Origin of the sequence: Pseudomonas sp. 22526 (assembly GCF_052044735.1) — a bacterium.
Taxonomy (GTDB): domain Bacteria; phylum Pseudomonadota; class Gammaproteobacteria; order Pseudomonadales; family Pseudomonadaceae; genus Aquipseudomonas; species Aquipseudomonas piscium.
This window is the reverse complement of sequence record NZ_JBQENK010000034.1, coordinates 5,594-30,850: the sequence shown is the minus strand read 5'-3', so window position 1 is coordinate 30,850 and position 25,257 is coordinate 5,594. Positions and strand designations below refer to the sequence as shown.

Annotated in this window: 24 protein-coding genes; 10 read left to right on the top strand and 14 right to left on the bottom strand. The window is 63.8% G+C overall.

Features of this window, described 5'->3' with window-relative positions:
* Window positions 1-54 precede the first annotated feature (54 nt).
* The 4 genes from ACTJKT_RS30385 to miaB all read right to left on the bottom strand — a co-directional run bounded on the left by ACTJKT_RS30385 (window position 55) and on the right by miaB (window position 3,913).
* A complete protein-coding gene (locus ACTJKT_RS30385) occupies window positions 55-894 on the bottom strand; it encodes an HlyC/CorC family transporter (RefSeq protein WP_007927086.1) in 840 nt (279 codons plus the stop codon).
* A 5-nt stretch (window positions 895-899) separates the two neighbouring features.
* A complete protein-coding gene (gene ybeY / locus ACTJKT_RS30380; RefSeq protein ID WP_025807677.1) occupies window positions 900-1,394 on the bottom strand; it encodes an rRNA maturation RNase YbeY in 495 nt (164 codons plus the stop codon).
* Entirely contained in the window at window positions 1,387-2,406 is a 1,020-nt protein-coding gene (locus ACTJKT_RS30375; protein ID WP_025807675.1) for a PhoH family protein, read from the bottom strand. Before ACTJKT_RS30375 ends, ybeY begins: the two co-directional genes overlap by 8 nt.
* A gap of 178 nt (window positions 2,407-2,584) precedes the next feature.
* Window positions 2,585-3,913 (bottom strand): tRNA (N6-isopentenyl adenosine(37)-C2)-methylthiotransferase MiaB, encoded by a 1,329-nt coding sequence (miaB, locus tag ACTJKT_RS30370; protein WP_025807673.1) that lies wholly within the window; start codon window positions 3,911-3,913, stop codon window positions 2,585-2,587.
* Between the two features lie 135 nt (window positions 3,914-4,048).
* Here miaB and ACTJKT_RS30365 point away from each other — a divergent pair, with 135 nt between their 5' ends.
* On the top strand, window positions 4,049-4,375 hold the full coding sequence (locus ACTJKT_RS30365) for a DUF1820 family protein (RefSeq protein WP_007927079.1): 327 nt from the start codon (window positions 4,049-4,051) through the stop codon (window positions 4,373-4,375).
* A gap of 59 nt (window positions 4,376-4,434) precedes the next feature.
* Here ACTJKT_RS30365 and ACTJKT_RS30360 read toward each other — a convergent pair whose 3' ends face one another.
* The 4 genes from ACTJKT_RS30360 to ACTJKT_RS30345 all read right to left on the bottom strand — a co-directional run bounded on the left by ACTJKT_RS30360 (window position 4,435) and on the right by ACTJKT_RS30345 (window position 7,946).
* Window positions 4,435-4,989, bottom strand: a complete 555-nt coding sequence (locus tag ACTJKT_RS30360) for a tetratricopeptide repeat protein (protein ID WP_007927077.1) — start codon at window positions 4,987-4,989, stop codon at window positions 4,435-4,437.
* A 216-nt stretch (window positions 4,990-5,205) separates the two neighbouring features.
* Window positions 5,206-6,489: a glutamate-1-semialdehyde 2,1-aminomutase gene (gene hemL / locus ACTJKT_RS30355; protein ID WP_007927075.1), complete on the bottom strand. Its 1,284-nt coding sequence runs from the start codon at window positions 6,487-6,489 to the stop codon at window positions 5,206-5,208.
* A 24-nt stretch (window positions 6,490-6,513) separates the two neighbouring features.
* Entirely contained in the window at window positions 6,514-7,131 is a 618-nt protein-coding gene (thiE, locus tag ACTJKT_RS30350) for a thiamine phosphate synthase (protein WP_440790219.1), read from the bottom strand.
* A gap of 17 nt (window positions 7,132-7,148) precedes the next feature.
* Complete coding sequence (locus tag ACTJKT_RS30345) at window positions 7,149-7,946, bottom strand: hydroxymethylpyrimidine/phosphomethylpyrimidine kinase (RefSeq protein ID WP_440790217.1); 798 nt, start codon at window positions 7,944-7,946, stop codon at window positions 7,149-7,151.
* Window positions 7,947-8,238: 292 nt separating this feature from the next.
* Here ACTJKT_RS30345 and ACTJKT_RS30340 point away from each other — a divergent pair, with 292 nt between their 5' ends.
* From ACTJKT_RS30340 to ACTJKT_RS30325, 4 genes are all read left to right on the top strand, one after another.
* The gene (locus ACTJKT_RS30340) at window positions 8,239-10,620 is read left to right on the top strand and encodes a hybrid sensor histidine kinase/response regulator (RefSeq protein ID WP_440790215.1); all 2,382 of its coding nucleotides are present in this window, start codon (window positions 8,239-8,241) and stop codon (window positions 10,618-10,620) included.
* Window positions 10,621-10,695: 75 nt separating this feature from the next.
* Window positions 10,696-12,345, top strand: coding sequence for an acyl-CoA dehydrogenase family protein (locus ACTJKT_RS30335; RefSeq protein WP_440790213.1), 1,650 nt, complete (start codon window positions 10,696-10,698; stop codon window positions 12,343-12,345).
* A 167-nt stretch (window positions 12,346-12,512) separates the two neighbouring features.
* Window positions 12,513-13,985 carry an AMP nucleosidase gene (gene amn, locus ACTJKT_RS30330; protein WP_440790211.1) on the top strand — a complete coding sequence of 491 codons (1,473 nt, stop codon included), beginning with the start codon at window positions 12,513-12,515 and terminating at the stop codon, window positions 13,983-13,985.
* Window positions 13,986-14,055: 70 nt separating this feature from the next.
* Window positions 14,056-14,697: a pseudouridine synthase gene (locus ACTJKT_RS30325; RefSeq protein WP_440790209.1), complete on the top strand. Its 642-nt coding sequence runs from the start codon at window positions 14,056-14,058 to the stop codon at window positions 14,695-14,697.
* Here ACTJKT_RS30325 and ACTJKT_RS30320 read toward each other — a convergent pair.
* Together ACTJKT_RS30320 and ACTJKT_RS30315 are read right to left on the bottom strand one after the other, a co-directional pair.
* Window positions 14,692-14,901, bottom strand: coding sequence for a DUF2788 domain-containing protein (locus tag ACTJKT_RS30320; RefSeq protein WP_007927060.1), 210 nt, complete (start codon window positions 14,899-14,901; stop codon window positions 14,692-14,694). The two genes, ACTJKT_RS30325 and ACTJKT_RS30320, sit on opposite strands and share 6 nt — an antisense overlap.
* Window positions 14,902-15,126: 225 nt before the next feature.
* Window positions 15,127-15,606, bottom strand: a complete 480-nt coding sequence (locus ACTJKT_RS30315; protein ID WP_009045772.1) for an Lrp/AsnC family transcriptional regulator — start codon at window positions 15,604-15,606, stop codon at window positions 15,127-15,129.
* 443 nt (window positions 15,607-16,049) lie between these two features.
* On the opposite strand from ACTJKT_RS30315, the gene ACTJKT_RS30310 reads away from it, so the two are divergent.
* Complete coding sequence (locus ACTJKT_RS30310) at window positions 16,050-17,048, top strand: DUF6515 family protein (protein WP_440790206.1); 999 nt, start codon at window positions 16,050-16,052, stop codon at window positions 17,046-17,048.
* Here the strand turns inward: ACTJKT_RS30310 and ACTJKT_RS30305 are convergent.
* Window positions 17,042-17,938, bottom strand: a complete 897-nt coding sequence (locus ACTJKT_RS30305) for a cation diffusion facilitator family transporter (RefSeq protein ID WP_440790204.1) — start codon at window positions 17,936-17,938, stop codon at window positions 17,042-17,044. The genes ACTJKT_RS30310 and ACTJKT_RS30305 overlap by 7 nt on opposite strands.
* Window positions 17,939-17,969: 31 nt before the next feature.
* Window positions 17,970-18,389: a polyribonucleotide nucleotidyltransferase gene (locus ACTJKT_RS30300; protein ID WP_440790202.1), complete on the bottom strand. Its 420-nt coding sequence runs from the start codon at window positions 18,387-18,389 to the stop codon at window positions 17,970-17,972.
* Window positions 18,390-18,506: 117 nt separating this feature from the next.
* On the opposite strand from ACTJKT_RS30300, the gene hrpB reads away from it, so the two are divergent.
* The gene (hrpB, locus tag ACTJKT_RS30295) at window positions 18,507-21,038 is read left to right on the top strand and encodes an ATP-dependent helicase HrpB (RefSeq protein WP_440790200.1); all 2,532 of its coding nucleotides are present in this window, start codon (window positions 18,507-18,509) and stop codon (window positions 21,036-21,038) included.
* A 111-nt stretch (window positions 21,039-21,149) separates the two neighbouring features.
* On the opposite strand, the gene ACTJKT_RS30290 is transcribed toward hrpB, so the two are convergent.
* Window positions 21,150-22,229, bottom strand: a complete 1,080-nt coding sequence (locus ACTJKT_RS30290) for an endonuclease/exonuclease/phosphatase family protein (RefSeq protein ID WP_440790198.1) — start codon at window positions 22,227-22,229, stop codon at window positions 21,150-21,152.
* An 89-nt stretch (window positions 22,230-22,318) separates the two neighbouring features.
* A complete protein-coding gene (locus tag ACTJKT_RS30285; protein ID WP_440790196.1) occupies window positions 22,319-22,978 on the bottom strand; it encodes a hypothetical protein in 660 nt (219 codons plus the stop codon).
* Between the two features lie 180 nt (window positions 22,979-23,158).
* Here ACTJKT_RS30285 and ACTJKT_RS30280 point away from each other — a divergent pair, with 180 nt between their 5' ends.
* From ACTJKT_RS30280 to ACTJKT_RS30270, 3 genes are all read left to right on the top strand, one after another.
* On the top strand, window positions 23,159-23,956 hold the full coding sequence (locus ACTJKT_RS30280) for a DUF2076 domain-containing protein (protein WP_440790194.1): 798 nt from the start codon (window positions 23,159-23,161) through the stop codon (window positions 23,954-23,956).
* A 137-nt stretch (window positions 23,957-24,093) separates the two neighbouring features.
* Window positions 24,094-24,573, top strand: coding sequence for an NYN domain-containing protein (locus ACTJKT_RS30275; RefSeq protein WP_023969253.1), 480 nt, complete (start codon window positions 24,094-24,096; stop codon window positions 24,571-24,573).
* A 32-nt stretch (window positions 24,574-24,605) separates the two neighbouring features.
* Window positions 24,606-25,217 (top strand): 3'-5' exonuclease, encoded by a 612-nt coding sequence (locus tag ACTJKT_RS30270; RefSeq protein ID WP_016703733.1) that lies wholly within the window; start codon window positions 24,606-24,608, stop codon window positions 25,215-25,217.
* The last annotated feature ends 40 nt before the right edge of the window (window positions 25,218-25,257 follow it).

Below are 25,257 nucleotides of genomic sequence, written 5' to 3'. Positions count from 1 at the left end.
CCAGCTTTCAGGCGACAACGCGACGCAGGAAAGAGCAAATGACACGCCTTTTCCTTAACGGGGGATAGGCGTTAGTCGCAGCAGATGAATCCGACGGCTGTCGGCATTCAGGATACGGAAGCGATAGGCACCGATTTCGGTGATTTCGTTGCGTTTAGGCAAGTGCCCGAACGCGCTCATCACCAGGCCGCCGACGGTGTCGAACTCATCGTCGGAGAACTCGCTGTCGAAGAACTCGTTGAAGTTCTCGATCGGCGTCAGCGCCTTGATCAGGAAATCGCCGCTCGGCAGGGGCTTGATGTAGCTGTCTTCCTCGACGTCGTGCTCGTCTTCGATGTCGCCGACGATCTGTTCCAGCACGTCCTCGATGGTCACCAGCCCCGCCACGCCGCCGTATTCGTCGATGACGATGGCCATGTGGTTGTGGTTGGCGCGGAACTCGCGCAGCAGCACGTTCAGGCGCTTGGACTCGGGCACGAAGGTCGCCGGGCGCAGCAGATCCTTGATGTTGAAGCTGTCGCCGTTCTCCTTGAGGATCAGCGGCAGCAGGTCCTTGGCCAGCAGAACACCCATGACGTCGTCATGGCTTTCGCCGATCACCGGATAACGCGAGTGCGCGGAATCGAGAACGGACGGCAGGAATTCGCGGGGAGTCTGGGTCGCCTTGATGCTGATCATCTGCGAGCGCGGAACCATGATGTCCCGTACCTGCAGGTCAGCGACCTGGATGGCGCCTTCGACGATGGCCAGCGCTTCGCTGTCCAGCAACTTGTTCTGATGGGCTTCGCGCAGCAGCTCCAGCAGCTCCTGGCGGTTTTTCGGCTCATGGGCAAAAGCCTGGGTCAGTTTACCCAGCCACGACTTTTGCCCGCTGCTCGATCGGTCTTCGCTCATAGCGATTACTCTAAATCCTTGGTTGTTACAGATGGATGTTCTTCGGTTTCGTCGTCCGCATAAGGGTCGGGATGACCCAGTTCTGCAAGCAACGTTCGTTCCAGCGCTTCCATTTCTTCGGCTTCGTCGTCATCTATATGGTCGTAACCCAATAGATGCAAGCAGCCGTGAATCACCAGATGGGCCCAGTGGGCCTGGAGGTCCTTGCCTTGTTCGGCGGCTTCGCGCTCGACCACTTCGATGCAGATCACCAGGTCGCCGAGCAATGGAATGTCCAGCAGCTCGTCCGGCACGTCGGCGGGGAACGACAGGACGTTGGTGGCGTAGTCCTTCTGCCGCCAGGTGCGGTTCAGTTCGCGGCCTTCGGGCTCGTCCACCAGGCGGATGGTCAGTTCCGAGTCGGCTGTGCGCTGGCGCAGGGCCAGCTCACACCATTGGCGGAACTGGGCTTCGCTGGGAGCAGGCTTGTCGCTTGCCAGTTGCAGATCAAGCTCAAGCATCGTGGCGATTGCCTTTTTCCGCGGCGGACTGGGCGGACTCGTCGGCCACGCGCTGCTCGAAGCGCTCGTAGGCTTCGACGATGCGCTGCACCAGCGGATGGCGCACCACGTCCTTGGGCATGAAGTGGGTGAAGCTGATGCCCGGGACGTCCTTGAGCACGTTGATCACATGGGCCAGGCCGGACTTGGTGCCCTTGGGCAGGTCGACCTGGGTGATGTCGCCCGTGATCACGGCGGTGGAGCCGAAGCCGATCCGGGTCAGGAACATCTTCATCTGCTCGACGGTGGTGTTCTGGCTTTCGTCGAGGATGATGAAACTGTTGTTCAGCGTGCGACCGCGCATGTAGGCCAGCGGAGCAATCTCGATGACCTGGCGCTCGATCAGCTTGGCGACATGCTCGAAGCCGAGCATTTCATACAGCGCGTCATACAAGGGGCGCAGGTACGGGTCGATCTTCTGGGCCAGGTCGCCAGGCAGGAAGCCGAGTTTCTCACCGGCTTCGACCGCCGGACGCACCAGCAGGATGCGCCGTACCTGTTCGCGCTCCAGTGCGTCTACCGCACAGGCCACGGCCAGGTAGGTCTTGCCGGTACCGGCCGGGCCGATGCCGAAGTTGATGTCGTTGCCGAGGATTTCCTTGACGTAGCGCTGCTGATTCAAGCCGCGTGGGCGAATCATGCCTTTTTTGGTGCGCAGGGCCACGGCCGCTTCGGCGACAGGGTGATTGTTCAGCTCTTCGACGGCGGATTCCTGGAGGAACAGGTGCACCATGTCCGGCGACAGCTCGGTACCCTTGGTTTCCCGGTACAGGCGGCGCAGGAGGTTTTCCGCGGAGGTGGTGTGCTTGGGTTCGCCGATCAGCTCGAACTGATTGCCGCGGTTGCGGATCTCGATGGTCAGGCGCTGCTCGATCAAGCGCAAATGCTCGTCGAATTGCCCGCACAGATTGGCGAAGCGGCGAGCCTCAAAGGGCTCGAGGATGAAGCGATGTGGTTCTATGGGTGCGTTCAAGGTCGTTTTTTAGCCGCCCAACGGCAATAAGGGATGAATTCAAGGATAACGCCAGTGGCCTGGGTGCGAAAGCTCTTATACGAAGCAATGTCTTTCGCCACATTTTCCTTGGAAGCCGGCTTTCCGGCGATGGCGTGCCCGAGGCCGCTACCGCTGGTCAGCCAGCATCGGCAGGAGATTATTGCAGCAGCGATCCGCGCAGCGAGTGAGGCTGGGCGGAGTCGATGTGCACATCGGCAAACTGGCCGATCAGCGTGGGATTGTCGCAGCGGAAGTTGACGATACGGTTGTTCTCGGTCCGCCCCTGCAGTTCGCCCGGGTCTTTCTTCGAATAGTCGGTGACCAGGATGCGCTGGATCGAGCCGACCATCTGTCGGCTGATTTCGAACCCTTGTTGATTCAGCCGGTGTTGCAGGGCGTTCAGGCGTTCCTTTTTCAACTCTTCCGGGGTGTCGTCCGCCAAGTCGGCGGCCGGGGTGCCCGGGCGTTGGCTGTAGACGAACGAATAGGAGAAGTCGAAGCCGACGTCTTCGATCAGCTTCATGGTCTGTTCGAAGTCTTTTTCGGTCTCGCCAGGGAAGCCGACGATGAAGTCCGAGCTGATGCAGATGCCCGGCACGGCGGCACGCAGTTTGCGCAGCTTGGACTTGTATTCCAGCGCCGTGTGGTTGCGCTTCATGGCCGCGAGGATCCGGTCGGAGCCCGACTGCACCGGCAAGTGCAGGTGTTTCACCAGCTCCGGCACTTCGGCATGGGCCTGGATCAGGCTGTCGGAGAACTCCAGCGGATGGGAGGTGGTGTAGCGGATGCGCTCGATGCCATCGACCGCGGCGACCACGCGGATCAGTTCGGCCAGGTCGGCCAGGCGGCCATCATGAGTCTGGCCGCGGTAGCCGTTGACGTTCTGCCCCAGCAGGGTGACTTCGCGCACGCCGTTTTCCGCCAGGTGGATGATCTCGGAGATCACGTCGTCGAACGGCCGGCTGACTTCCTCGCCACGGGTGTAAGGCACCACGCAGAAGGTGCAGTACTTGCTGCAGCCTTCCATCACCGAGACATAGGCACTCGGGCCGTCGATGCGCGGTTCCGGCAGGTGGTCGAATTTTTCGATTTCCGGGAACGAGACGTCGACCTGCGGCAGCTTGCTGCTGCGGGCGGCATCGATCATTTCCGGCAGGCGGTGCAGGGTCTGCGGGCCGAAGACCACGTCGACGTACGGCGCCCGGTCACGGATGGCCGCGCCTTCCTGGCTGGCCACGCAACCGCCGACGGCGATGACCATTTCCGGGTTGGCCAGCTTCAGTTCGCGCCAGCGCCCCAGCTGGGAATACACCCGGTCCTGGGCCCGTTCGCGGATCGAGCAGGTGTTGAGCAGGATGACGTCCGCGTCTTCGGCGCGGGCGGTGACTTCCAGGGCCTGGTGTTCACCCAGCAGATCGACCATGCGCGAGCTGTCGTACTCGTTCATCTGGCAACCGTGGGTTTCTATGTAAAGCTTCTTGGCCATGGACGGGGTCATCACCTGATTCAAAGAACCGCGCATTATAGGGAACATGGCCTGAGGTTCCTACCGCTGCGCGTCCGGTGGCTATGCTATAGTTCGCGCCCTCTTTTATATCCCCCGATGTGTTACCCGCCCACCATGACCAAACGTGAAGCTCCAATCTACAAGGTGATTTTCCTCAACCAGGGACAGGTGTTCGAAATGTACGCCAAGCAGATCTATCAAAGTGATCTGTGGGGTTTCCTGGAGGTGGAAGAGTTCGTCTTTGGCGAGCGCACGCAAGTGGTCGTCGATCCGAGCGAAGAGAAGCTCAAGGCCCAGTTCGAAGGCGTGGTGCGCAGCTTTGTGCCTATGCATTCGATCGTGCGCATCGACGAGGTCGAGCGCCTGGGTACGCCGAAGATCAGCGAGGCGCGTGGCGTGAGCAACGTCATGCCGTTTCCGATGCCGATGCCTGAGAAGTAAAAGGGCTGTATCGAGAAGAACGTTGCGTTCCGTCGCGAGCAGGCTTGCTCGCGATGTACTCAAGGCAGGGGGGAGAAGGGCGAACGCCCGTCGGCGCTCTGCAGTTCCATCAGGTATTTGCGGAAAATCTGCCCCAGCACCTGGGTGGCGACTTCCAGCTCGTCGCGCTGCATGTGCTCGGCCACTTCATCGGCTGTGTCCAGTGCCTCTTCGGCGCCATTGACCGCCGCCATCTTCAGCACGATATAAGCCTGAACGTTGTTGGCCGGTACGCCTTCGCCGCGGAAGAACATGGTGCCGAGCTTGAATTGCGCCTGGGCGTGGCCTTGCAGCGAGGCCTTTTCAAAGTAGCTCAGGGCCTGATTGAGATCGCGCGGGGTATTTTTACCTTCGTAGTAGAACTCGCCCAACTCGTATTGCGCTTGCGCATCCCCTTCGTCAGCCGCCTTCTGGCAGACCGCCAGGGCCTCGGACAGATCCTGTGACTGAGTATTGAGGGTGCAGCGACCCATCGCTGGGATCAACAACGAGTTGCCGCCTGCTTGTGCGTGCGCGAGCAGGGGCTGAAGGAGCAACAGGCAGCCCAGTGCAAGGGCGCGGCCGGTGCGGTTCATGGGAATCGACTTACCTCTGAAGGGCGCGCGGACCCATCGAGGGATCCAATAAGCGCGCATTATGAAATAAGCAGGGCCAACCTTACAAAGTCTTTACTCGTTTTTCTGCTGCGCGGGCGCGATATCCGCCGCTTTCGGGGTTGTTTCGGGAGTTGAGGCAGAAATGCAGCGTAAAACCGGCGCCAGGAAGTGCTGGCGCCGGTTTGGCGGGGAAGGTTACTTGAGGGCGGCGAAAGCGCGCTCGGCCGCGTCCAGGGTCAGTTTCAGCTCGGCGTCGCCGTGGGCGATCGAGGTGAAGCCGGCTTCGAAGGCGCTCGGGGCCAGGTAGACACCACCTTCGAGCATCAGGTGGAAGAAGCGTTTGAACAGGTTGGCATCGCTGGCCATTACGTCGTCGAAGGTGACGATGTCGTCGGCGCCGCTGAAGTACAGGCCGAACATGCCGCCCGCCTGGGTGGTCACGAACGGGATGCCGGCGGCGTCGGCGCGTTGCTGCAGGCCGTCGAGCAGGCGGCTGGTGTAGTCGCTCAGCTCGGCGTGGAAGCCTGGGCGGCTGATCAGGCGCAGGGTGGTCAGGCCCGCGGCCATGGCCAGCGGGTTGCCTGACAGGGTGCCGGCCTGGTAGACCGGGCCCAGCGGCGCGATGTGTTCCATGATCTGGCGTTTGCCGCCGAAGCAGCCTACCGGCATGCCGCCGCCGATGATCTTGCCGAAGGTGGACAGGTCCGGGGTCACCCCGTAATGCGCCTGGGCGCCGCCGAGGGCGACGCGGAAACCGGTCATCACTTCGTCGAAGATCAACACCACGCCGTGCTTGTCGCACAGGCTGCGCAGGCCTTCGAGGAAACCCGGGGCCGGTGGCACGCAGTTCATGTTGCCGGCCACGGGCTCGACGATGATGCAGGCCACTTCCTGGCCGACTTCGGCGAGCATCTTCTCGACCGCGTCGATGTCGTTGAACGGCAGGGTCAGGGTGTGTTTGGCGAAGGCCGCCGGTACGCCGGCCGAGCTGGGCACGCCCTGGGTCAGTGCGCCGGAGCCGGCCTTGACCAGCAGGCTGTCGGAGTGGCCGTGGTAGCAGCCTTCGAACTTGATGATGCTGTCGCGGCCGGTGAAACCACGGGCCAGGCGGATCGCGCTCATGGTCGCTTCGGTGCCGGAACTGACCATGCGCACCATTTCCATGGACGGTACGATGGAGCAGACCAGATCGGCCATTTCAGTTTCCATGGCGGTCGGGGCGCCGTAGGACAGGCCGTGTTCCAGCTGTTTGCGCACCGCGTCCAGCACGTCCGGATGGCTGTGGCCGAGGATCATCGGCCCCCAGGAGCCAACGTAGTCCACATAGCGCTTGTCATCTTCGTCGGTGACGTAGGCACCTTCGGCGTGCTTGAAGAACAGTGGCGTGCCGCCCACGCTCTTGAACGCGCGCACGGGCGAGTTCACGCCACCGGGGATGTGTTTCTGGGCATTGGCAAACAGGGTTTCGGAACGAGACATGATCGGGCTCTCGGAAGTCAGCAGTTAGAAGAGGGTATTGAAGGCGCGGGCGCGGCGGGTCACTTCCTGGGCGCTGTCGGCGCCGAACAGGCCATGGACCACGGCCAGCAGGTCGACGCCATGGGCGACCAGCGGCGCGGCGTTCTCCAGTGTGATGCCGCCGATCGCGCAGATCGGCAGGTGCAGCCTGGCGCGGGCCTGGTCCAGCAGTTCCAGGTTGGCCATCGGTGCGCCGGGCTTGGTGTTGGAATTGAAGAAACGACCGAAGGCGACATAGCTGGCGCCTTCGTTGGCGGCTTGTTCGGCCAGCTCCAGTTGGGCGTGGCAGGTCGAGCCGATGATCGCCTGGCGGCCGAGCAGGGCGCGAGCCGGAGTCAGCGGGCCGTCGGTCTGGCCCAGGTGCACGCCGACGCCGATGCGCGCGGCCAATTCGGCATCATCGTTGATGATCAGTTGGGTCTTGTAGCGCTCGCACAAGCTGTGCAGGGCTTCGGCTTCGCGCAGGCGGCGGGCCTCGTCGCTGCTCTTGTCGCGGTATTGCAGGAGGGTCACGCCACCGTCGAGCGCCGCCTCCACGTACTGCAGGAACTTGCCGGCCAACAGTTGGCTGTCGGTAATGGCATACAGACCACGTAGTTTCATCGAGCGAGCCTCATGGCTTACGAGCAGAAGTCCAGCGGCAGGCGGCGCGGTACGAACTGGCCTTGGCCCAGTCGCTCGGCGTCGCGCAGGGTGCGCCAGGTGTAATCGAGGGCCGACTTCACGGCACTGGCCAGGTTTTCGCCCTGGGCCAGGCGTCCGGCCAGGGCGCTGGCCAGGGTGCAACCGGAACCGTGATAGCTGCCCGGCAGACGCTGGCAGGTGTAGGTGTGACGGCTGCCGTCGCGGCTGTACAGGCGATTATGCACTTCGTGCTCGTCGCCATGGCCGCCGGTAATCAGCAGGTGCTTGACGAACGGCAGGAGTTTTTCCGCGCACTGGTCCGCGCTGCCTTCGGGCAATTCGGCGAGGATTCGTGCTTCAGGAAGATTCGGGGTGGCGATGGTCGCCAGTGGCAGCAGGCGCTCACGCATGGCGTAACCGACCTCGTCCTTGCCCAGGCGTCCACCGCCGCCGGCGCGCAATACCGGGTCGCAGACCATCGGCAGGTGCGGATGGGCCTGCAACAGCTCGACCACGGTGTCGACCATTTCCAGCGAACCGAGCATGCCCAGCTTGACCGCGGCGACCCTGGAGTCGTTGAGCACGGCGTTGGCCTGGGCCAGCACCCACTCGCGATCCAGCACACGGAAGTCGCTGACGTTGACCGTATCCTGCACGGTCAGCGCGGTCACAGCGGGAGCTGCGTGGCAACCCTGGGCGAGCAGGGCTTCGATATCTGCCTGCAGGCCGGCGCCACCACTGGGGTCGTGGCCGGAGAGACAGAGGACAACGGGGCGAGAGCTGTAGATATTCATGGTGGGCGAGCTTACCACCAAACGTCTTTTTTGCACGGCTCCTCGCGTGTCGGCCAGGGCTGGATTTTCCACCTTGCCGACAAGTTGACCGAGGCAACAGCTCTAGATCAATGGATAGCGCTGAAACGCCCGTTCTAGAGCCTTTAAACTAAAACTTTTCGTGGTGTTCTTTGGCCACCAACGGCTATGCTAGAGTGGATCCAAACCAATAACAGGTCATGCCGGTCTTACGTCTACTCAAAGGGAAATGGGGGGCTTCCTGACACCACCGGACAGGCCACGCTGGGGCTTTATGCGCTATTTGCTGATGTTGCTGTTGAGCTTGCCGATGCTGGCTGGCGCGGTCGAGTTCGACGAGTTCACCCAGAGCCTGCCCTTGGGTCGGGTGATGCAGGTGTTTGAAGACGCGAGTGGTCAGGCAACGATCGCGGATGTCAGTTCACCGGCCATGACCGGCAGTTTCAAAGCCCATGACAAGCCCACCCTCAACGCCGGTTACTCCCGCTCGGCATTCTGGCTGAAAATCAACCTCAGCTACCGTCCCGCCAACCCCTCCATACGACACACCTGGCTATTGGAGCTGGCCTATCCGCCGCTCGATCATCTGGAGCTGTATCTGCCCGATGAGGCCGGTGGCTACCGTCTGGCCCAGCGCACCGGCGATGCCTTGCCGTTCGCCAGCCGGCAGATCCGCCAGAACAATTACCTGTTCGACCTGAGCTTCGCGCCCTACGAGCAAAAGACCCTGTTCCTGCGTTTGCAGAGCCAGGGCTCGGTCCAGGCGCCAGTGACGCTCTGGTCCAGCACGGCGTACCTGGAAGCGCAGCCGGTGCGCCTGTATGTGCTCGGCCTGATCTACGGCGTGCTGCTGGGGATGCTGGTCTACAACCTGTTCATCTACCTGAGCGTGCGCGACACCAGTTACCTCTATTACATCCTCTACATCGCCTCGTTCGGGCTGTACCAGCTGTCGGTGAACGGCGCCGCGGTGGAGTACTTCTGGCCGGACAACCCGTGGTGGGCCAATGCGGCGACCCCATTTTTCATTGGCGCGGCGGCCTTGTTCGGCAGCCAGTTCGCCCGCAGTTTCCTGCAGACCGCCCGCCACAGCCGCTGGGTCGATCGCCTGCTGCTGGTGTTGATCCTGTGCAGTGCCGTGGTGGTGGCCCTGTCGCTGATGACCAGCTACGCCCTGGCGTTGCGCCTGGCCACGGCCCTGGCGCTGATCTTTACCCTGGTGATCTTCGTCTCCGGCATCGTCGCCTGGTGCCGCGGCATGCGGGTGGCGCGCTACTTCATCATCGCCTGGTCGGCGTTCCTGGTGGGCGGGATCATCAATACCCTGATGGTGCTGGGCTATCTGCCGAATATGTTCCTGACCATGTATTCCAGCCAGATCGGTTCGGCCATCGAAGTGGCGCTGCTGTCGCTGGCCCTGGCCGACCGCATCAACTCGATGCGCGAGCAGCAGGCCCAGACCCTGTTCGATGCCGGGCAGAAGCTCGAAGTGCTCAACCAGCAGCTGGCCCACAGCAACCGGCTCAAGGATGAGTTCCTCGCCACCCTGACCCATGAACTGCGCACGCCGATGAATGGTGTGATCGGCTCCCTGGAGCTGATGCAGACCGTCGAGCTCGATCCGGAACTGGAGCAATACCAGCAGACCGCCGCCGGTTCGGCCCGGGACATGATGCGCATGGTCAACGGCATCCTGACCCTGACCGAGCTGCAGGCCGGCAAGCTCAGCGCCCAGCACGAAACCTTCAGTCTGCGTTCGCTGCTCGATGCCTTGCTGGGCCAGTTTTCCGCCAACGCCTCGGCCAAGGGGCTGGGCTTCGATGTCGACCTGGCCGCCGGGCTGCCCGATCGGCTGTTGGGCGATCGCGGCAAGTTGAGCCAGTGCCTGGAGTGCCTGCTGGACAATGCCATCAAGTTCACCCGGGTGGGCGGCCTGGTCCTGCGCGTGACCGGCAAGCCGGCGGCGCCGGGACGGATGGCGATGACCTTCGCGGTAATCGACACCGGCATCGGTTTCGTCAATCTCGATGAGGCTTCGCTGTATCAGCGTTTCTTCCAGCTCGATGGTTCGATGACCCGTGAATACGGCGGGCTGGGCGTGGGGCTGGCGATCTGTCGGCAGCTGGTGGATCTGCTGGGCGGCCACCTGACCCACGAATCGGAGCCGGGGCGTGGCAGCTGTTTCCGCCTGGAGGTGACCTTCGAGCTGGACGGCGAGCAGCCGATGGCGGCCCAGTCGGCCTTGCGGGTTCGCCCGGCCCGACGCACGCCGCAGGATTGCAGCGTGCTGCTGGTGGACGACAACAGCATCAATCAATTGGTGATCCGCGGCATGCTGCTCAAGCTGGGCTATCAGGTGCGCACGGCGGAGAACGCTCGCGGGGCGCTGGCGTTGTTGCGCCGAGAGTCGGTGGACGCGGTATTGCTCGATTGCCAGATCGAGCAGGCCGAGGCGCTCAAGCTGTGCGACCAGATGCATGGCATGCCGGGTTGCGCCGGGTTGCCGGTGCTGCTGGTGTCGGCCTTGGCCCATGGCCTGGAGGCTGAGCTCTGCCTGCTCGATTACCTCTCCTGGCCGGTGAAATTCGAAGAGTTGCAAAGCCTTCTGGTGCGTCGGGTGCTGGCTCCGGAACAGGGCGAAAGCGCCGGCATTTAGGCGGGTATGCCACTTTGTTCGTCGGGGAGGGGGTGCTTAACTGAGGTTCTGGCACACCCCTCAAGGAGCCCCGAGATGAACCTGCACCAGTTCGCCGAGACCCACGAAGTCACCAACCAGCCACCTTCCCTGGACGGTACCAACCTCTATCGAATCGATCTGCCGTTGCAGGAGTGGGCACGGCGTTTCGGCGCCGGCTGGGCCGAATCGCGGATCGACGCCTATGGTGCCCTGGCCGGTGGGCCGTTGATGGAAGCGGGGTTCCTGGCCAACCAGAACAAACCGGTGTTCACCAGCCATGACCGTTACGGGCATCGCCTCGACCTGGTGGAGTTTCATCCGGCGTATCACGAGCTGATGCGCACCGCCATCGAGCACGGCCTGACGTCCTTGCCCTGGGTTCATCCGCAGGCCGGGGCGCATGTTGCCCGCGCCGCCATGTCCTATCTGCACAGCCAGGCCGAGGCCGGCAGCGGTTGCCCGCTGACCATGACCTTCGCCTGTGTGCCGGCGCTGAAGCTGCAGCCGGACCTCGCCGAGCAATGGCTGCCGAAAGTCCTCGCCACCGAATATGACCCGCGCAATGTCGGCATGGCCCACAAGGCCAGCGTCACCATCGGCATGGCGATGACCGAGAAACAGGGCGGTACCGATGTCCGCGCCAACACCACCAAGGCCTATCCAGTGGGCGCTACGGGGCCGGGGCAGGCCTATGAGCTGGTAGGCCACAAATGGTTCTGTTCGGCGCCGATGTGCGACGCCTTCCTGACCCTGGCCCAGACCGAAAAAGGCCTGACCTGCTTCCTGCTGCCTCGCCATCGTCCGGACGACAGCCGTAACCAGTTCTATATCCAGCGCCTGAAAAACAAGCTCGGCAACTGTTCCAATGCCTCCAGCGAAGTGGAGTTCCGCGGGGCCCTGGCGTGGATGATCGGGGAAGAAGGGCGCGGTGTGCCGACCATCATCGAGATGGTGGCCATGACCCGTTTCGATTGCATGGTCGGTTCCAGCTCGCTGATGCGCCAGGCACTGACCCAGGCCGCCCATCATTGTGCCCATCGATTTGTGGGCGGTCGGGTGCTCAGCGAGCAGCCCTTGATGCAGAACGTACTGGCCGACCTGGCGCTGGAAAGCGAGGCGGCACTGGCCTTGAGCCTGCGCATGGGCCGCGCGCTGGACAACCTGGATGACCCGCAGGAAGCAATGTTCTCGCGACTGGTGACGGCGGTGGGCAAGTACTGGATCTGCAAGCGGGCCCCGGCAATGATCAACGAGGCCGCCGAGTGCATGGGCGGCGCCGGTTATGTCGAGGAGAGCATCCTGCCACGGCTGTATCGCGAAGCACCGGTCAACTCGACCTGGGAAGGCTCCGGCAACGTGCAGTGCCTGGACGTGCTGCGCGCCTTGTCCAAGGAACCGGGCGTGCTCGATGCCTTGTTCGCCGAGCTGGGCGACGGCCATGGCGACAGGCGTCTGGCGGCGCATATCGCCAACCTGAAAGGCGCCTTCCAGGACACCGACGACATTCAGTACCGCGCTCGCCAGTTGACCGAGGACATCGCCCTGGGCCTGCAGGCCAAGCTGTTGCTGGAGGCCGGCAACGTGGCGGTCAGCGATGCCTTTATCGCCAGTCGCCTGGGTTCGGCAGGAAGGGTCTACGGCACCTTGCCGCGGGGCCTGGATGTCGAGGCGATAGTCGCGCGCTCGACCCCGACGGGCTTCTGACGCCGCCAGGTGTAGGAGCGAGCTTGCTCGCGATAAATATTCCGGGCCACCGATTCCTTGGGGCTTGAAAGGTCTTTCGCGAGCAGGCTCGTTCCTGGCAGATATTCCGTTGTTCCCGTGAGACGGCGTTGCAGGCAAGATGAAGGCCTGCAAGATCAGAACACAGGATGCTTATCGTGACCGAAGCTTTTATTGTCGTTCAAACCGCCGAGCAAGCCGTGGACCGGCTTGCCGCTTTGCATGAGCGGGCCACCACGTCGCTGAGCCAGGCGCTCAAGCGTTACCTCAAGGATCGTGTCGAACCGGACGCCGAACAGCGTGCCCTGTTTCGTTACCCGGAACTGCGTCTGACCTATCACTGCCAGGGCGAAGTCCCGCAGACCACCCGGGCCTACGCCAAGGTCCAGTTGCCGGGCACCTACAGCGTCACCGTCACCCATCCCGCCGCCTTCCGTAAGTACCTGCTTGAGCAGCTGATACCACTGATGCACGACTTCACCGTGACCGTGGAAGTGGGCGTCAGCGAGCAGAACATCCCGTATCCGTACGTGGTCGAGCAGGGCGATGAACTGGCCGGTTCCGGCGTCACCGCCGCGGTGCTGGCGCGGGTATTCCCCAGCACCGACCTGTCCGCCGCCACCGATGGCATCGCCGACGGGCTGTACGATTGGGAAAACACCCATCCGCTGCCCCTGGCGCTGTTCGATGCCGCGCGGGTGGATTTCTCCCTGCGCCGTCTGGTGCACTACACCGGTAGCGACTGGCGCCATGTGCAGCCATGGATCCTGCTGACCAACTACCACCGCTATGTCGACCAGTTCATCACCCACGGCCTGGAGCAGCTGCGCAGCGATCCGCGGTTCGTGCGCATGGTCCTGCCGGGCAATGTGATCATCGAGAAGGGCATGGATCACGGCGAAGCCTCGTCGATCGCCGCCGGGGTGGTCTGGCACCGCTACCAGATGCCGGCTTATCACCTGCAGGCCAGCGACGGCCACGGCGTGACCCTGGTGAACATCGGCGTCGGCCCGTCCAACGCCAAGAACATCACCGACCACCTGGCAGTATTGCGTCCGCACTGCTGGCTGATGATCGGCCACTGCGGTGGCCTGCGGCAGTCGCAGACCATCGGCGACTACGTGCTGGCCCACGCCTACATGCGTCGCGACGGTATTCTCGATCGTGTGGTGCCGCCGAACATTCCGATTCCGGCCCTGGCCGAAGTGCAGCTGGCCTTGCAGCAGGCTGCCGCCAACGTCACCGGCGAGAAGGGCGACGACCTGAAAAAACGCCTGCGCACCGGCACCGTGCTGACCTACGACGACCGCAACTGGGAGTTGCGCTGGGCCCAGGAGCGTCCGCTGATCAACCTGTCCCGCGCCGTGGCGGTGGACATGGAAAGCGGCACCATCGCCGCCCAGGGTTATCGCCTGCGGGTGCCCTACGGCACTTTGCTCTGCGTCTCGGACAAACCGTTGCACAGCGAAATCAAGCTGCCGGGTTCGGCCAACGCCTTTTATGAGCGTGCGGTCAGCCAGCACCTGAAGATAGGTATCGCCGCAGTGGACCTGCTGCGTACCGAGCTCAACTCGCTGCACTCGCGCAAGCTGCGCAGCTTCGACGAGCCGCCGTTCCGCTGATCGCGGGATGGTCATTTAACGGTCAGGCCACTAGCATGGTCGGCCCTGACCGTTAGATGTTCTTTTCGCCATGTCCCGTCCTCCGCGTCCCGCTTCCCGCCGCCCCGGCGTGAAGAGCCCTTCGTCTTCTTCCGCGCCGCGCCGAGTTGCCAAAGCGCCACCGGCCGAGCCGAAGCTGATCCTGTTCAACAAACCCTTCGATGTGCTGACCCAGTTCAGCGACGGCGAAGGGCGGGCGACCCTCAAGGACTTCATCGCGATCCCCGGCATCTACCCGGCCGGCCGCCTGGACCGCGACAGCGAAGGCTTGCTGCTGCTGACCAACGACGGCCAGTTGCAGGCGCGCATCGCCGATCCCAAGCACAAGCTGGCCAAGACCTATTGGGTGCAGGTGGAAGGCGAGCCCACGGCCGAGCAACTGCAGCGTTTGTGTGATGGTGTGGAATTGAATGACGGCATGACCCTGCCGGCCGAAGCCCGGCAGCTGGAAGAGCCGCAGCTGTGGCCGCGCAACCCGCCGGTGCGCTTTCGCAAGAGCGTGCCCACCAGCTGGCTGGAATTGATCATTCGTGAAGGGCGCAATCGCCAGGTGCGGCGCATGACTGCTGCCGTGGGCTTGCCGACATTGCGTCTGGTGCGGGTCAGGATCGGCGACTGGACGATCGAGGGGCTCGACCAGGGCCAGTGGAAGGAGGTTCCGGCGCGCTTATAAGGCGCCGGATTCGATCAGGCCGATCACCACGCTTTTGATGATGAACGCGGCCACGCCTAGGCCCAGGACGAAGAACAGAATGAACGAGCCGAAGCGGCCGGCCTTGGACTTCTTCGCCAGATCCCAGACGATGAAGGCCATGAAAATGATCAGGATGGTCACCAGGCCGGTCATCATCCACTCTTCGAATACTGCAGGATCCATCGAACATCTCCAGCGCGGGCAAGGCTAAAAGGCGGGGGCGAGTATACGCCAAGGGGCCGCGGCGGGGCATTGATCCGGGTGCGCTTCGTCGTCACACCACCGGGGGCTTCTGTAGGAGCGAAGCTTGCTCGCGATAGATGTTCCAGACGACACATCGGCTGCGGTCGGACGCTTTATCGCGAGCAAGAACTGGGCGTCCCCCTTGCTCCTACAGACAGGTGCAGGTCAGTTGCGCAGGTGGGTCAATGGCAGTTCGGTGCTGTTGAGCACCTGGTTGAGCACGAAGCTGGAGCGCACGCTGGTCACGCCTTCGATGCGGGTCAGATGGCCCAGCAGCAGTTTCTGGTAGTGATCCATGTCCGGCACCACCACCTTGAGCTGGTAGTCGGCGTCCATCCCGGTCACCAGGCTGCATTCGAGGACCTGCGGCAAGCTGCGGATCGCCGCCTCGAAGTTCTCGAAACGCTCGGGGGTATGGCGGTCCATGCCGATCAGCACGTAGGCGGTGAGGCTCAGGCCGAGCATCTTGCGGTCCAGCAGGGCGACCTGGCGGGAAATGTAGCCGTCGTCTTCCAGTTGCTTGACCCGACGCGAGCATGGCGAAGGCGACAGGCCGATACGTTCGGCCAGTTCCTGATTGGAGATGCGGGCGTCGCGCTGCAATTCCGCCAAAATGCTGAGGTCGTATCGGTCGAGTTTGCTCATGGATCAGGCCTTTGTCATAACTATTGCGCGATATTATCTATCCTGAGTTAAAAATTGCGCAAGTCATGTTTATTGGAGCAATTTTCGCAATCCTCTGTCGGCGTGTCAGGCCTATTCTTATCACCAGAATCACTGCCCGGACATAGAGTCCACTGCGGCCCGCCGAATCAGGCCTGCCGCGGCCGCCAATCCCACAGGGTTGAGCCGGCCCCCGGGCTACACACTGTCCAGAAGACGGCGTGAGGTGAGCCGGCGTCATAAGCGTCGAGCACGGACGAAATTCTCAAAGGGGGGCCGACGGGTCCCCCTTTTTTATTGCCTGCGCGCCAGGAAATATCCCCCGGGCCCTCAATAAATAAGTTTTGTGACTGATAACCTGTGGCAGAACCGGCCTGGGCTTTTCCAGTCTTAACTACAGGCCCCTATCCGTTGTGAGGAATAGCATGAAATCGCGCATCTGGCGTTTGGCAGGCGTTGGTTTGCTGTGTGTGGGCGTCAGTGCGCAGGGGCTCGCCGATGACCGCAATGACGGCCGTGGCTGGTCCAATGGCGGCCAGCGCGGTAACGACGGGTATCCGGGCAATAGCCAGGGGCGAGGCGAAAGCCATCAGCCGCGGCCGCAGACTGAAATCATTCGCGGCGACAACAGCCAGCAGTTCGAGCGCAACGTCGAGAACGGGCGCTGGCAGAACCACGGGCCGAATGATGAAGGGCGGGGACGACAGGCGCAGCCATCCTCCAACCTGCCGATCCAGGGCCGCCCCGATAGCGTCCGCCAGACCCAGGAACCGCGCCAGGGTTATTACCAGGACATTCCGCGCCGTAACGATTACAACCAGCATTGGCAGGCCGGCGGACCGGGCTCGCGTCCCTACGACTATCGCTGGCCGGGCCGTCCGGACGGCCGTGGCGACGGTTGGGGGGCTGGCCAGCAATATCGGCCGGGTTATGTGATCGATCGTTTTCCGGACCGGCATTACCGCGTGCCTTATCGCGGCCGGGACTATTACTTCTCCGGTGGCTATTGGTACCGCCCAGAGGGGCCGCGCTACATAGTGGTGCGCCCGCCCTACGGGATTCGCGTGGCCTACCTGCCGGACTACGCGCGCGAGGTGTGGATCGGCAGCGCGCTGTTCTTCCTGGCCGCGGGCGCCTACTACAGTTACGAGGCCAGTACCCAGCAGTACGTGGTGGTCGAGCCGCCGGTGGCCAGCCCGCCGCCGCAGGCCGGCAGTGATTACAACGTGCTGGCCTACCCGGTCAGAGGGCAGAGCCCGCGGCAGATCAATCAGGACCGCTACGACTGTTATCGCTGGGCGGTGCAGCAGAGCGGCTTCGATCCGGCGGCGATGACCTATCCACCGGCGCCGGAGGTGGTGCAGACCTACCGCCAGGCCCAGGGCGGTTGCCTGAGCTCGCGCGGCTATCAGGTGACTTACTGAGCCCGGGCGGCTTGCACCACTTCCTGCGGGTCGGCGTGCACCAGCACCTCGGCCCGCGGATAGGCCGCATGAATCGCCTCGGCGGCCTGATCGCTGATGCCGTGGGCCACCGACAGGGTCAGCTCCCCGGGTAATTCCAGGTGCAGCTGCACGAACCAGTGGCTGCCGGAAATCCGCGTGCGCAGGTCATGGGCGCCGAGTACCCCGGGCACGCTACAGGCCAGTTCCAGCATGTGCTGGCTGACCTCCGGCGGCAGTTCCTCGTCCATCAGCACTGCCACGCTTTCGCGGGCGATGTGGATTGCGCTCCACAGGATATAGACGGCAATCGCCAGGCCGAACCAGGCGTCCAGTTGCTGCCAGCCGAAACTGGCCAGCACCAGGGCCAGCAGGATGCTGCCGTTGAGCAGCAGGTCGGAGCGATAGTGCAGCGAATCGGCACGCACCGCGGTGGAGCCGGTTTCGCGGATCACCCGGGACTGCAGCATCAGCAGCGCCATGGTCAGCGCCAGGGACAGCAGCATCACGCCGATACCTATCCAGGGCGCGCCCAGCGGTTCCGGGTTCTGCAGGCGTTCGACGGCCTGTACCCCGATCAGTACCGCGCTCACCGCGATGAACAGCGCCTGGGCCATGCCCGACAAGGATTCGGCCTTGCCATGGCCGTAGCGGTGATCGGCGTCGGCCGGGCGCAGGGCGTAATGCACGGCCAACAGGTTGAGGAACGACGCGGCGCCATCGAGCAGCGAGTCGGTGAGGCCCGCCAGCAGGCTGACCGAGCCGCTCAGCCACCAGGCGATGGCCTTGGCCAGGATCAGGATACTGGCCACCGCCAGCGAGGCGCGGGTTGCCAGGCGCAACAGGCGTGCGTGTTCCGGGCTACTGCTCATACAAGGCTTGTTCCTTCAAGAAACGCGAATGTCAGGCCGCCGGTTGCAGGCCGTACAGGGCCAGTTGCTGCGCGCTGCCCTTGTGCTGGATCAGGCGTGGATCGTCCAGCGGGAAGCTGCGGCCCAGCTCGCTTTCGAGGATAGCCTGCAACTTGTGGTTATCGACCTGGCCGTCGGCGCCTATGGCTTGCTGCAGCTTGTGCGGGTCGATCTGTGCGGTCTTGCCCGGTTCCAGGTAGATGGCGCCGGTGGCGAAGTCGACGCCAAAGGCGATCAGCCCCGGGATCACATAGAACAGCAGGCCCACGGCGTCGAGCACGGCTACCAGCGGGTCGATCTTGCCCTCGATCTGGCCGCGCCGGTCGGGGAAGAAGATCGAGCCGCAGGCGGTGAGCTGAGTCAGCAGGGTGGCAACTAGCACGCTACCTATGATGCGGAAAGGAATACCCATGTAAATCTCCTGAACAGGCACGAAAGAGCAAGGCTGAAGCGTTGCCGGTATGAATTCAGACCGTGATTAACGCCAGGCAGTTCGCCGTTATACTCGCGCCTCTGTTTGGGAGCCAGTATGAATTCTTTGCCAATTGATGAAGTTTTACCCGCCCTGCGTGAAGCCCTGGCGACACGCCACGAGGCCGTGCTCGAAGCACCGCCCGGCGCCGGTAAGACCACCCGCGTGCCTTTGGCCCTGTTGAACGAACCCTGGCTGGCCGGACAACGCATTCTCATGCTCGAACCGCGGCGCCTGGCGGCGCGGGCGGCGGCCGAGCGGCTGGCCAGCGAGCTGGGGGAAAAGGTCGGCGAAACCGTGGGCTACCGCATTCGCCTCGACAGCAAGGTCGGCCCGAATACCCGCATCGAGGTGGTCACCGAGGGCATCCTGACCCGCCGCCTGCAGGATGATCCGGCGCTGGAAGGCGTCGGCCTGCTGATCTTCGACGAATTCCACGAGCGCAGCCTCGACGCCGACCTGGCCCTGGCCTTGAGCCTCAATGGCCGCGATCTGTTTCGCGACGAGCAGCCGCTGAAAATCCTCCTGATGTCGGCGACCCTGGAGGGCGAGCGCCTGGCCGGGATGCTGGACGACGCGCCGATCCTGCGCAGCGAAGGCCGCATGTTCCCGGTCGATGTGCGCTGGGGGCGGCCTTTCCAGCCGGGCGAGTTCATCGAGCCGCGGCTGGTGCAGACCATTGTTGAAGCGCTGAACGATGAAAGCGGCAGCGTCCTGGTGTTCCTGCCGGGGCAGGCCGAGATCCGCCGGGTGCATCAACAGCTGGCCGATGCCTTGGGCGAGCGCTCGGAGATCCTGCTCTGTCCACTGCACGGTGAGCTGGACCTGACAGCGCAGCGCGCGGCCATCGAACCGGCTCCGCCCGGCCAGCGCAAAGTGGTGCTGGCGACCAATATCGCCGAGACCAGCCTGACCATCGACGGCGTGCGCGTGGTGGTTGACGCCGGGCTGGCGCGGGTGCCGCGTTTCGACCCGGGCAGCGGTATGACCCGTCTCGACACCCAGCGTATTTCCCGGGCCAGCGCCACCCAGCGCGCCGGTCGGGCCGGGCGCCTGGAACCGGGGGTGTGTTATCGCCTGTGGTCCCAGGACCAGCACGAACAGCTGGCGGCCTATGGCAGTGCGGAAATTCTCCAGGCGGACCTGGCCGGGCTGGCCCTGCAACTGGCGCGCTGGGGCGTGACGCCAGCGCAACTGGTATGGCTGGATGTGCCGCCCGGCGCGGCTTATGCCCAGGCCCAGGACCTGCTCGAACGCCTTGGCGCGCTGACGGCCAAAGCCGGTGAGGACTGGAAGCTGACTGCCCATGGCCAGGCAATGGCCGAGTTGCCGGCCCATCCGCGCATTGCCCATCTGCTGTTGCGGGGCCAGGCCCTGGGCCTGGCGAACATGGCCTGCGACGTCGCCGCCTTGCTCGGCGAGCGCGACATCCTGCGCGGCGGTGGTGCCGACCTGCATAGCCGCCTGGTGCTGCTGTCCGGCGAGGAGCGCGCGGCCCGTGGCGCCCAGGGTGGGGTACAGCGGGCTCGGCAACTGGCCCGGCAGTACCGCGGTTATCTGCGTGGGCAGCCGAGCCAGGCGGTGGCGGACCCGGACCATCCGCGCTGGCTGGGCGCCTTGCTGGCGCTGGCCTATCCGGACCGGGTCGCCCAGCAACGCCGCCCCGGCGGTGCCGAGTACCGGCTGGCCAACGGCCGGGCGGCGTTGTTCAGCGAGACCGACAGCCTGATGAAGCAACCCTGGCTGGTGATCGCCGACCTGGGCAGTCGCCAGGGGCAGCGGGAAGAACGCATCTACCTGGCGGCGGATTTCGATCCGGCGCTGTTCGACTCGGTCCTGGCCGAGCAGGTGCGCAGCGTCGACCAGCTTGATTGGGACGAGCGCGAAGGGGTGTTGCGGGCCGAGCGTCAGCGCAAGGTCGGTGAACTGGTGCTCAGCCGCGAGCCGTTGACCGGGCTGGACGAGGCGGCGCGGTGCCAGGCCCTGGTCAATCTGGTGCGGCGCAAGGGCCTGGAACTGTTGCCCTGGACCCCGGAGCTGCGCCAGTGGCAGGCCCGGGTGGCCTTGTTGCGCCAGCTGGATCTAGAGAGCAAGGGCGAGAGTGAGTGGCCGGATGTCAGTGACGCGGCCCTGCTCAAGAGCCTGGAGAGCTGGCTGCTGCCGTACCTGGGCAAGGTTTCGCGCCTCAGCCACTTCGCCAACCTGGAGCTGGCCAGCATTGTCCACAACCTGCTGCCATGGCCATTGCCGCAACGCCTGGACGAGCTGGCGCCGCATCACCTGACAGTGCCGTCCGGCTCGTCGATCCGCCTCGATTACAGCGAACAGCCACCGATTCTCGCGGTGCGCCTGCAGGAGTTGTTCGGCCTCGCCGAAACGCCACGGATCGCCGGTGGCCGGCAGGTGGTCAAGTTGCACCTGCTGTCCCCGGCGCGGCGGCCGGTGCAGGTCACCCAGGACCTGGCGAACTTCTGGCGCAGCACCTACGCCGAGGTGAAGAAGGACCTCAAGGGCCGCTACCCGAAACACTACTGGCCGGACGACCCGCTGGTAGCCGAGGCCACGGCCCGCGCCAAACCCCGCAAATAACCCACCCTGTAGCCGCTGCCGAAGGCTGCGATCACCTCCGAAGGAGGTGCAAGGTCTTGAGACCGCTGAAGGCCTTCGGCCTTATCGCAGCCTTCGGTAGCGGCTACAGGGCTACAGCGCGGCGGGCAAGAGGAAACGGGCGATCAGCGGCAGGTGGTCGGAGATGCGCAGGGTGTCGTCCTGTCGTACCCGGGCCTCGACCCGTTTGAGCCGCGGGCTGTGGAACAGGTAGTCGACTGTGCGATCCGGGCCGCTCAGGGCCGGGTCGTTGGGGTAGTGGGTCAACCACAGGGCGCGGTCGATGCCGCTGGCTTCGTTGTTGGTAGGAATCATCGGGTACTTGTCCCAGAGGGTGTGCAACGCGCTGTCAGCGGAATAGGGCGCACGCTGCTCGGGGGCGAGCCGCTGGTACTGGCCCAGGGGCAGCAGGTTGAAGTCGCCGCCGATCAGCCAGGGCGTGCCGCGGGCTTCGAAGCGGTCGAGGATCCTGGTTACCGCATTTACCTGGGCTTGCAGGGTGTTGTCGGGTTTGGTCGCGCGGTCCAGATGGGTGTTGAGCACCGCCATCTGCCCGCCGTCGCTCAAGGGCAGGTAGCTCACCAGCACGGCGTTTTTCGGTTGGAACTGGCGGCTGAGCAGATTGGCCTCGGGCGCCGGCAATTGCAGGCGTTCGGCGTGTTCGATGCGGTAGCGGCTCAAGGTCGCCAGTTGCCGGCCGACGCTGCCGAAGATGTGCGGGGAGGGTACGAAGTCGGCCTTCCAGTCGAAGGCCTGGGTGCTGCAGGGATACAGGTCGGTCAGGCGTTCCTGCAGCAGCTTGAGCTGGTCCTGGTAGTCGCTGGCCTTGGCGCCGTTATCCAGTTCCTGCAGCAGTACGATGTCCGGCTGCTCGTCGCGAATCACCCGCGCCACTTCATCCAGGCTGAAGGCCATGTCTTCCAGGGTCGGACGCTCGTCCGGCCCCTGGGCCTGGTCGTTCCAGAACACGTAGCGCTTGCCCGCCAGGTACTGCACGTTCCAGGTCATCACCTTCAGCGCCTGGCCCGGCACCAGGCTGGGCACCTTGCCCGTGCAGGCGACCGGCAGCGACTCCTTGGCGTCGGGGCGCCAGGTCAGGCTGTAGACCAGGGCTGACAACAGGCCTGCGCTGATCAGCAGGCCCAGGAGGATGAAGCGTAATGGACGGGGCATCGGCTCGGCTTATGGCGTTGCTGGATTGAGCCCGAGCATAACCGAGAGCGGGGCCGCGGCCCAAGGGGTAGAGCGGCCGGGCCTTGGCGTCACGCCTGTTCGGGCGAGTCGGCGATCAGCATGAACAGGCGGAACACCACCACGCTGGTGAACAACTGCAGGAAGCTGTGGGCGCTTTCGATCAGCAGCGATAGCATCGGACCCGGCTCGGGATACGCCGCCAGGCTGGCGCCCTTGAGCACCCATAGCGGGGCCATCACGGCCAGGATGCAGACCAGGATCCGCAGGAAGTGCCCGCGGGTCAGGCGGAAGCTTTCCTTGATCGCCGCCAGCGGCTGCAGGCCCTTGAGCACCAGCAGGTATTCGGCGAAGGCCAGGGTCACCATCAGCCACAGCCCGGGCAGGAAATACAGCGACAGGCCCAGCAGGATCAGCAGGGTGTTGATGGCGGTCAGCAGGGCAAAACGCGGCCACAGGCTGAGGGTTGCGGCGAGCAGGTCGCGGGCTAATGGCGATTCGCCACGGCTGCGGGCATCGAGAAACAGGATCAACACCCCGGTGTACAGCGGGTAGATCAGCAGGCCGACGACCACGCTGTAGCCGGGAAAGGCCTCGGGGCCCAGCGAGCTGTCGACTGCCTGCTGCAGCAGCGCTTCGAGGACCACCAGCGGCAGGCACAGCTGGACGATGCGCCCCAGGTTGCGCTGGCAGAAGTACAGGGAGTCGCGCAGAACGGTTAACGGATTCATCAGTGGTTATCGCAGATCACAAAAAGCGGTTGGACACTTTAACCGATGCGACCCCCGGGCGAGCAAACGTAAACCTTAGGTAAAGGCTATTGAAAGCCCGCTGGGCAGCCCCATTACTGGTTGCACCTTGCGCATGACAGGCAAGGCCCAGTTTTTTACCGGCAATCTAAAGAGGTCGCCATGAACAGCGAAGAGCAAACCCTGATCGATGGACTGTTTTCACGGTTGCAGCAAGCCGAGAAGGATTCAGCCCCGCGCGACGCCCAGGCCGAGACGCGGATCAAGGAGCATCTGACCCGGCAGCCTGCCGCCGGGTATTTCATGACCCAGGCGATTCTGGTGCAAGAGGCGGCAATCAAGAGCCTCGACGAGCAGAACAAGCAACTCACCCAGCAGGTCCAGCAACTGCAGGCCGAACTGCAGCAGGCCAGGTCCCAGGCCGCGGCGCCGGCGCCCAGCAGCGGTGGCGGGTTCCTTTCGAGCATCTTCGGCAGCGGTTCCCGCGATCCGCAGCCGGCGCCGACGCAAAGCGCCCCGGCCTCGTCCAGCGGTGGCTGGCGCGAACCGGCGCGGCCGGCGTTCAACCCACAGCCGCAGCAGAACTTCGGCGCCCCGCAACAGAACTACCCGCAACAGAGCTATCCCCAGCAGAACTATGCCGCGCCACCCCAGCAAGCTCCGGCTGGCAGCAGCTTCCTCGGCGGCGCGCTGAAGACTGCCGCCGGCGTGGCGGGCGGCGTGATGCTGGCGCAAGGTCTCAGCAGTCTGTTCCACGGCAACCAGCAGCCGCAGGAAATCGTCGAAGTGATCAAGGAAGAACCGGCGCCCGCCAGCGACAATTCGGGTGGCTGGGGCAATGACGAGCAGCGCATGGCCAACAACGATTCCTGGGGCAACAACGACCAGGGTGGCTTCAGCGATGCCGACTACGGCAACGACGACAGTTCGTTCTTTTCCGACGACGATTCCTTCGTCTGATCCGCCATCGGTCCGGAACGCCGTCGCGTCCCGGGCCGATTATTCGCGGAACCTTCCTTCTGGCTGGCATACTGGGCGACTTTTCAGGGTTTGAGTCCCGGCCCAGTTCGCGCGCGTCAGCGCCATGAGGATAAGCGGTGAAAAAAATCGCTGTGTTCGCCGATGTCCAGAATCTCTATTACACCGTGCGCCAGGCCTATGGCTGTCACTTCAACTATGCCGCCCTGTGGGCCGATATCAGCCAACGCGGGCAGATAGTCGAGGCCTACGCCTATGCGATCGACCGGGGCGACAGCAAGCAGCAGCAGTTCCAGCAGATCCTGCGCAACCTGGGCTTTACGGTAAAACTCAAACCCTATATCCAGCGCAGCGACGGCTCGGCCAAGGGTGACTGGGACGTGGGCATCACCATCGACATCATGGACGCCGCCGCCCATGTCGACGAAGTGGTGCTGGCCTCCGGCGACGGCGATTTCGACCTGTTGCTCGAGCGCATCATCAATAAACACGGCGTCGAAGCGGTTGCCTATGGCGTGCCGGGACTCACCGCCAATTCGCTGATTCGCGCGGCCACGCGCTACGTGCCGATCGAAGGCGCGCTACTGCTCAAAAGCTGAGCTGACTATTTTTTGTACGGAGCTGGACAGGTTTGGAACGCATCGCAGTCATCGACTTTGAAACCACCGGGATCTCCCCGAGCAGCAGTTGCCGGGCCACGGAAATCGCCGTGGTGATTCTTGAGCAGGGGCGCATCGTCGAGCGTTACCAGAGCCTGATGAATGCCGGTGTGCGAGTGCCGGCCTTTATCGAACAGCTGACCGGCATCAGCAACGCCATGCTGCGCAGCGCGCCGCCGGCCGAGCAGGTGATGAACGAGGTCAACGAGTTCGTCGGTACCACGCCGCTGCTGGCGCACAATGCCGCGTTCGACCAGAAGTTCTGGGACTACGAGCTTGGCCGGATCAAACGCACCCGCTTGCAGAACTTCGCCTGTTCCCTGTTGCTGGCGCGACGGCTGATGCCGGCGGCACCCAACCACAAGCTCGGCACCCTCACCACGTTCGCCAGCCTGCCCCATACCGGCCAGGCTCACCGGGCCATGGCCGACGCGGAAATGGCCGCCAACCTCACCGCGCACCTGGCGCTGGAGTTGCGGCAGAAGCACGGGCTGCGCGAGCTGTCCCACGACTTCCTGTGCAAATTGCAGAAAGTGCCGGCCGCCAAGATCGGCGAACACCTCAAGCGCCATCGCGGCGCCTGACCCGCAATCCCTGTAGCCGACTGTAGCCGCTGCCGAGCCC

What these genes read in the sequence shown, in the direction of transcription:
- ACTJKT_RS30385 (WP_007927086.1), bottom strand. Translation starts at nt 894, where the DNA reads ATGAGCGAAGACCGATCGAGCAGCGGGCAAAAGTCGTGGCTGGGTAAA.
- ybeY (WP_025807677.1), bottom strand. Translation starts at nt 1,394, where the DNA reads ATGCTTGAGCTTGATCTGCAACTGGCAAGCGACAAGCCTGCTCCCAGC.
- miaB (WP_025807673.1), bottom strand. Translation starts at nt 3,913, where the DNA reads ATGGCCAAGAAGCTTTACATAGAAACCCACGGTTGCCAGATGAACGAG.
- ACTJKT_RS30365 (WP_007927079.1), top strand. Translation starts at nt 4,049, where the DNA reads ATGACCAAACGTGAAGCTCCAATCTACAAGGTGATTTTCCTCAACCAG.
- ACTJKT_RS30360 (WP_007927077.1), bottom strand. Translation starts at nt 4,989, where the DNA reads ATGAACCGCACCGGCCGCGCCCTTGCACTGGGCTGCCTGTTGCTCCTT.
- hemL (WP_007927075.1), bottom strand. Translation starts at nt 6,489, where the DNA reads ATGTCTCGTTCCGAAACCCTGTTTGCCAATGCCCAGAAACACATCCCC.
- thiE (WP_440790219.1), bottom strand. Translation starts at nt 7,131, where the DNA reads ATGAAACTACGTGGTCTGTATGCCATTACCGACAGCCAACTGTTGGCC.
- ACTJKT_RS30345 (WP_440790217.1), bottom strand. Translation starts at nt 7,946, where the DNA reads ATGAATATCTACAGCTCTCGCCCCGTTGTCCTCTGTCTCTCCGGCCAC.
- ACTJKT_RS30340 (WP_440790215.1), top strand. Translation starts at nt 8,239, where the DNA reads ATGCGCTATTTGCTGATGTTGCTGTTGAGCTTGCCGATGCTGGCTGGC.
- ACTJKT_RS30335 (WP_440790213.1), top strand. Translation starts at nt 10,696, where the DNA reads ATGAACCTGCACCAGTTCGCCGAGACCCACGAAGTCACCAACCAGCCA.
- amn (WP_440790211.1), top strand. Translation starts at nt 12,513, where the DNA reads ATGCTTATCGTGACCGAAGCTTTTATTGTCGTTCAAACCGCCGAGCAA.
- ACTJKT_RS30325 (WP_440790209.1), top strand. Translation starts at nt 14,056, where the DNA reads ATGTCCCGTCCTCCGCGTCCCGCTTCCCGCCGCCCCGGCGTGAAGAGC.
- ACTJKT_RS30320 (WP_007927060.1), bottom strand. Translation starts at nt 14,901, where the DNA reads ATGGATCCTGCAGTATTCGAAGAGTGGATGATGACCGGCCTGGTGACC.
- ACTJKT_RS30315 (WP_009045772.1), bottom strand. Translation starts at nt 15,606, where the DNA reads ATGAGCAAACTCGACCGATACGACCTCAGCATTTTGGCGGAATTGCAG.
- ACTJKT_RS30310 (WP_440790206.1), top strand. Translation starts at nt 16,050, where the DNA reads ATGAAATCGCGCATCTGGCGTTTGGCAGGCGTTGGTTTGCTGTGTGTG.
- ACTJKT_RS30305 (WP_440790204.1), bottom strand. Translation starts at nt 17,938, where the DNA reads ATGAGCAGTAGCCCGGAACACGCACGCCTGTTGCGCCTGGCAACCCGC.
- ACTJKT_RS30300 (WP_440790202.1), bottom strand. Translation starts at nt 18,389, where the DNA reads ATGGGTATTCCTTTCCGCATCATAGGTAGCGTGCTAGTTGCCACCCTG.
- hrpB (WP_440790200.1), top strand. Translation starts at nt 18,507, where the DNA reads ATGAATTCTTTGCCAATTGATGAAGTTTTACCCGCCCTGCGTGAAGCC.
- ACTJKT_RS30290 (WP_440790198.1), bottom strand. Translation starts at nt 22,229, where the DNA reads ATGCCCCGTCCATTACGCTTCATCCTCCTGGGCCTGCTGATCAGCGCA.
- ACTJKT_RS30285 (WP_440790196.1), bottom strand. Translation starts at nt 22,978, where the DNA reads ATGAATCCGTTAACCGTTCTGCGCGACTCCCTGTACTTCTGCCAGCGC.
- ACTJKT_RS30280 (WP_440790194.1), top strand. Translation starts at nt 23,159, where the DNA reads ATGAACAGCGAAGAGCAAACCCTGATCGATGGACTGTTTTCACGGTTG.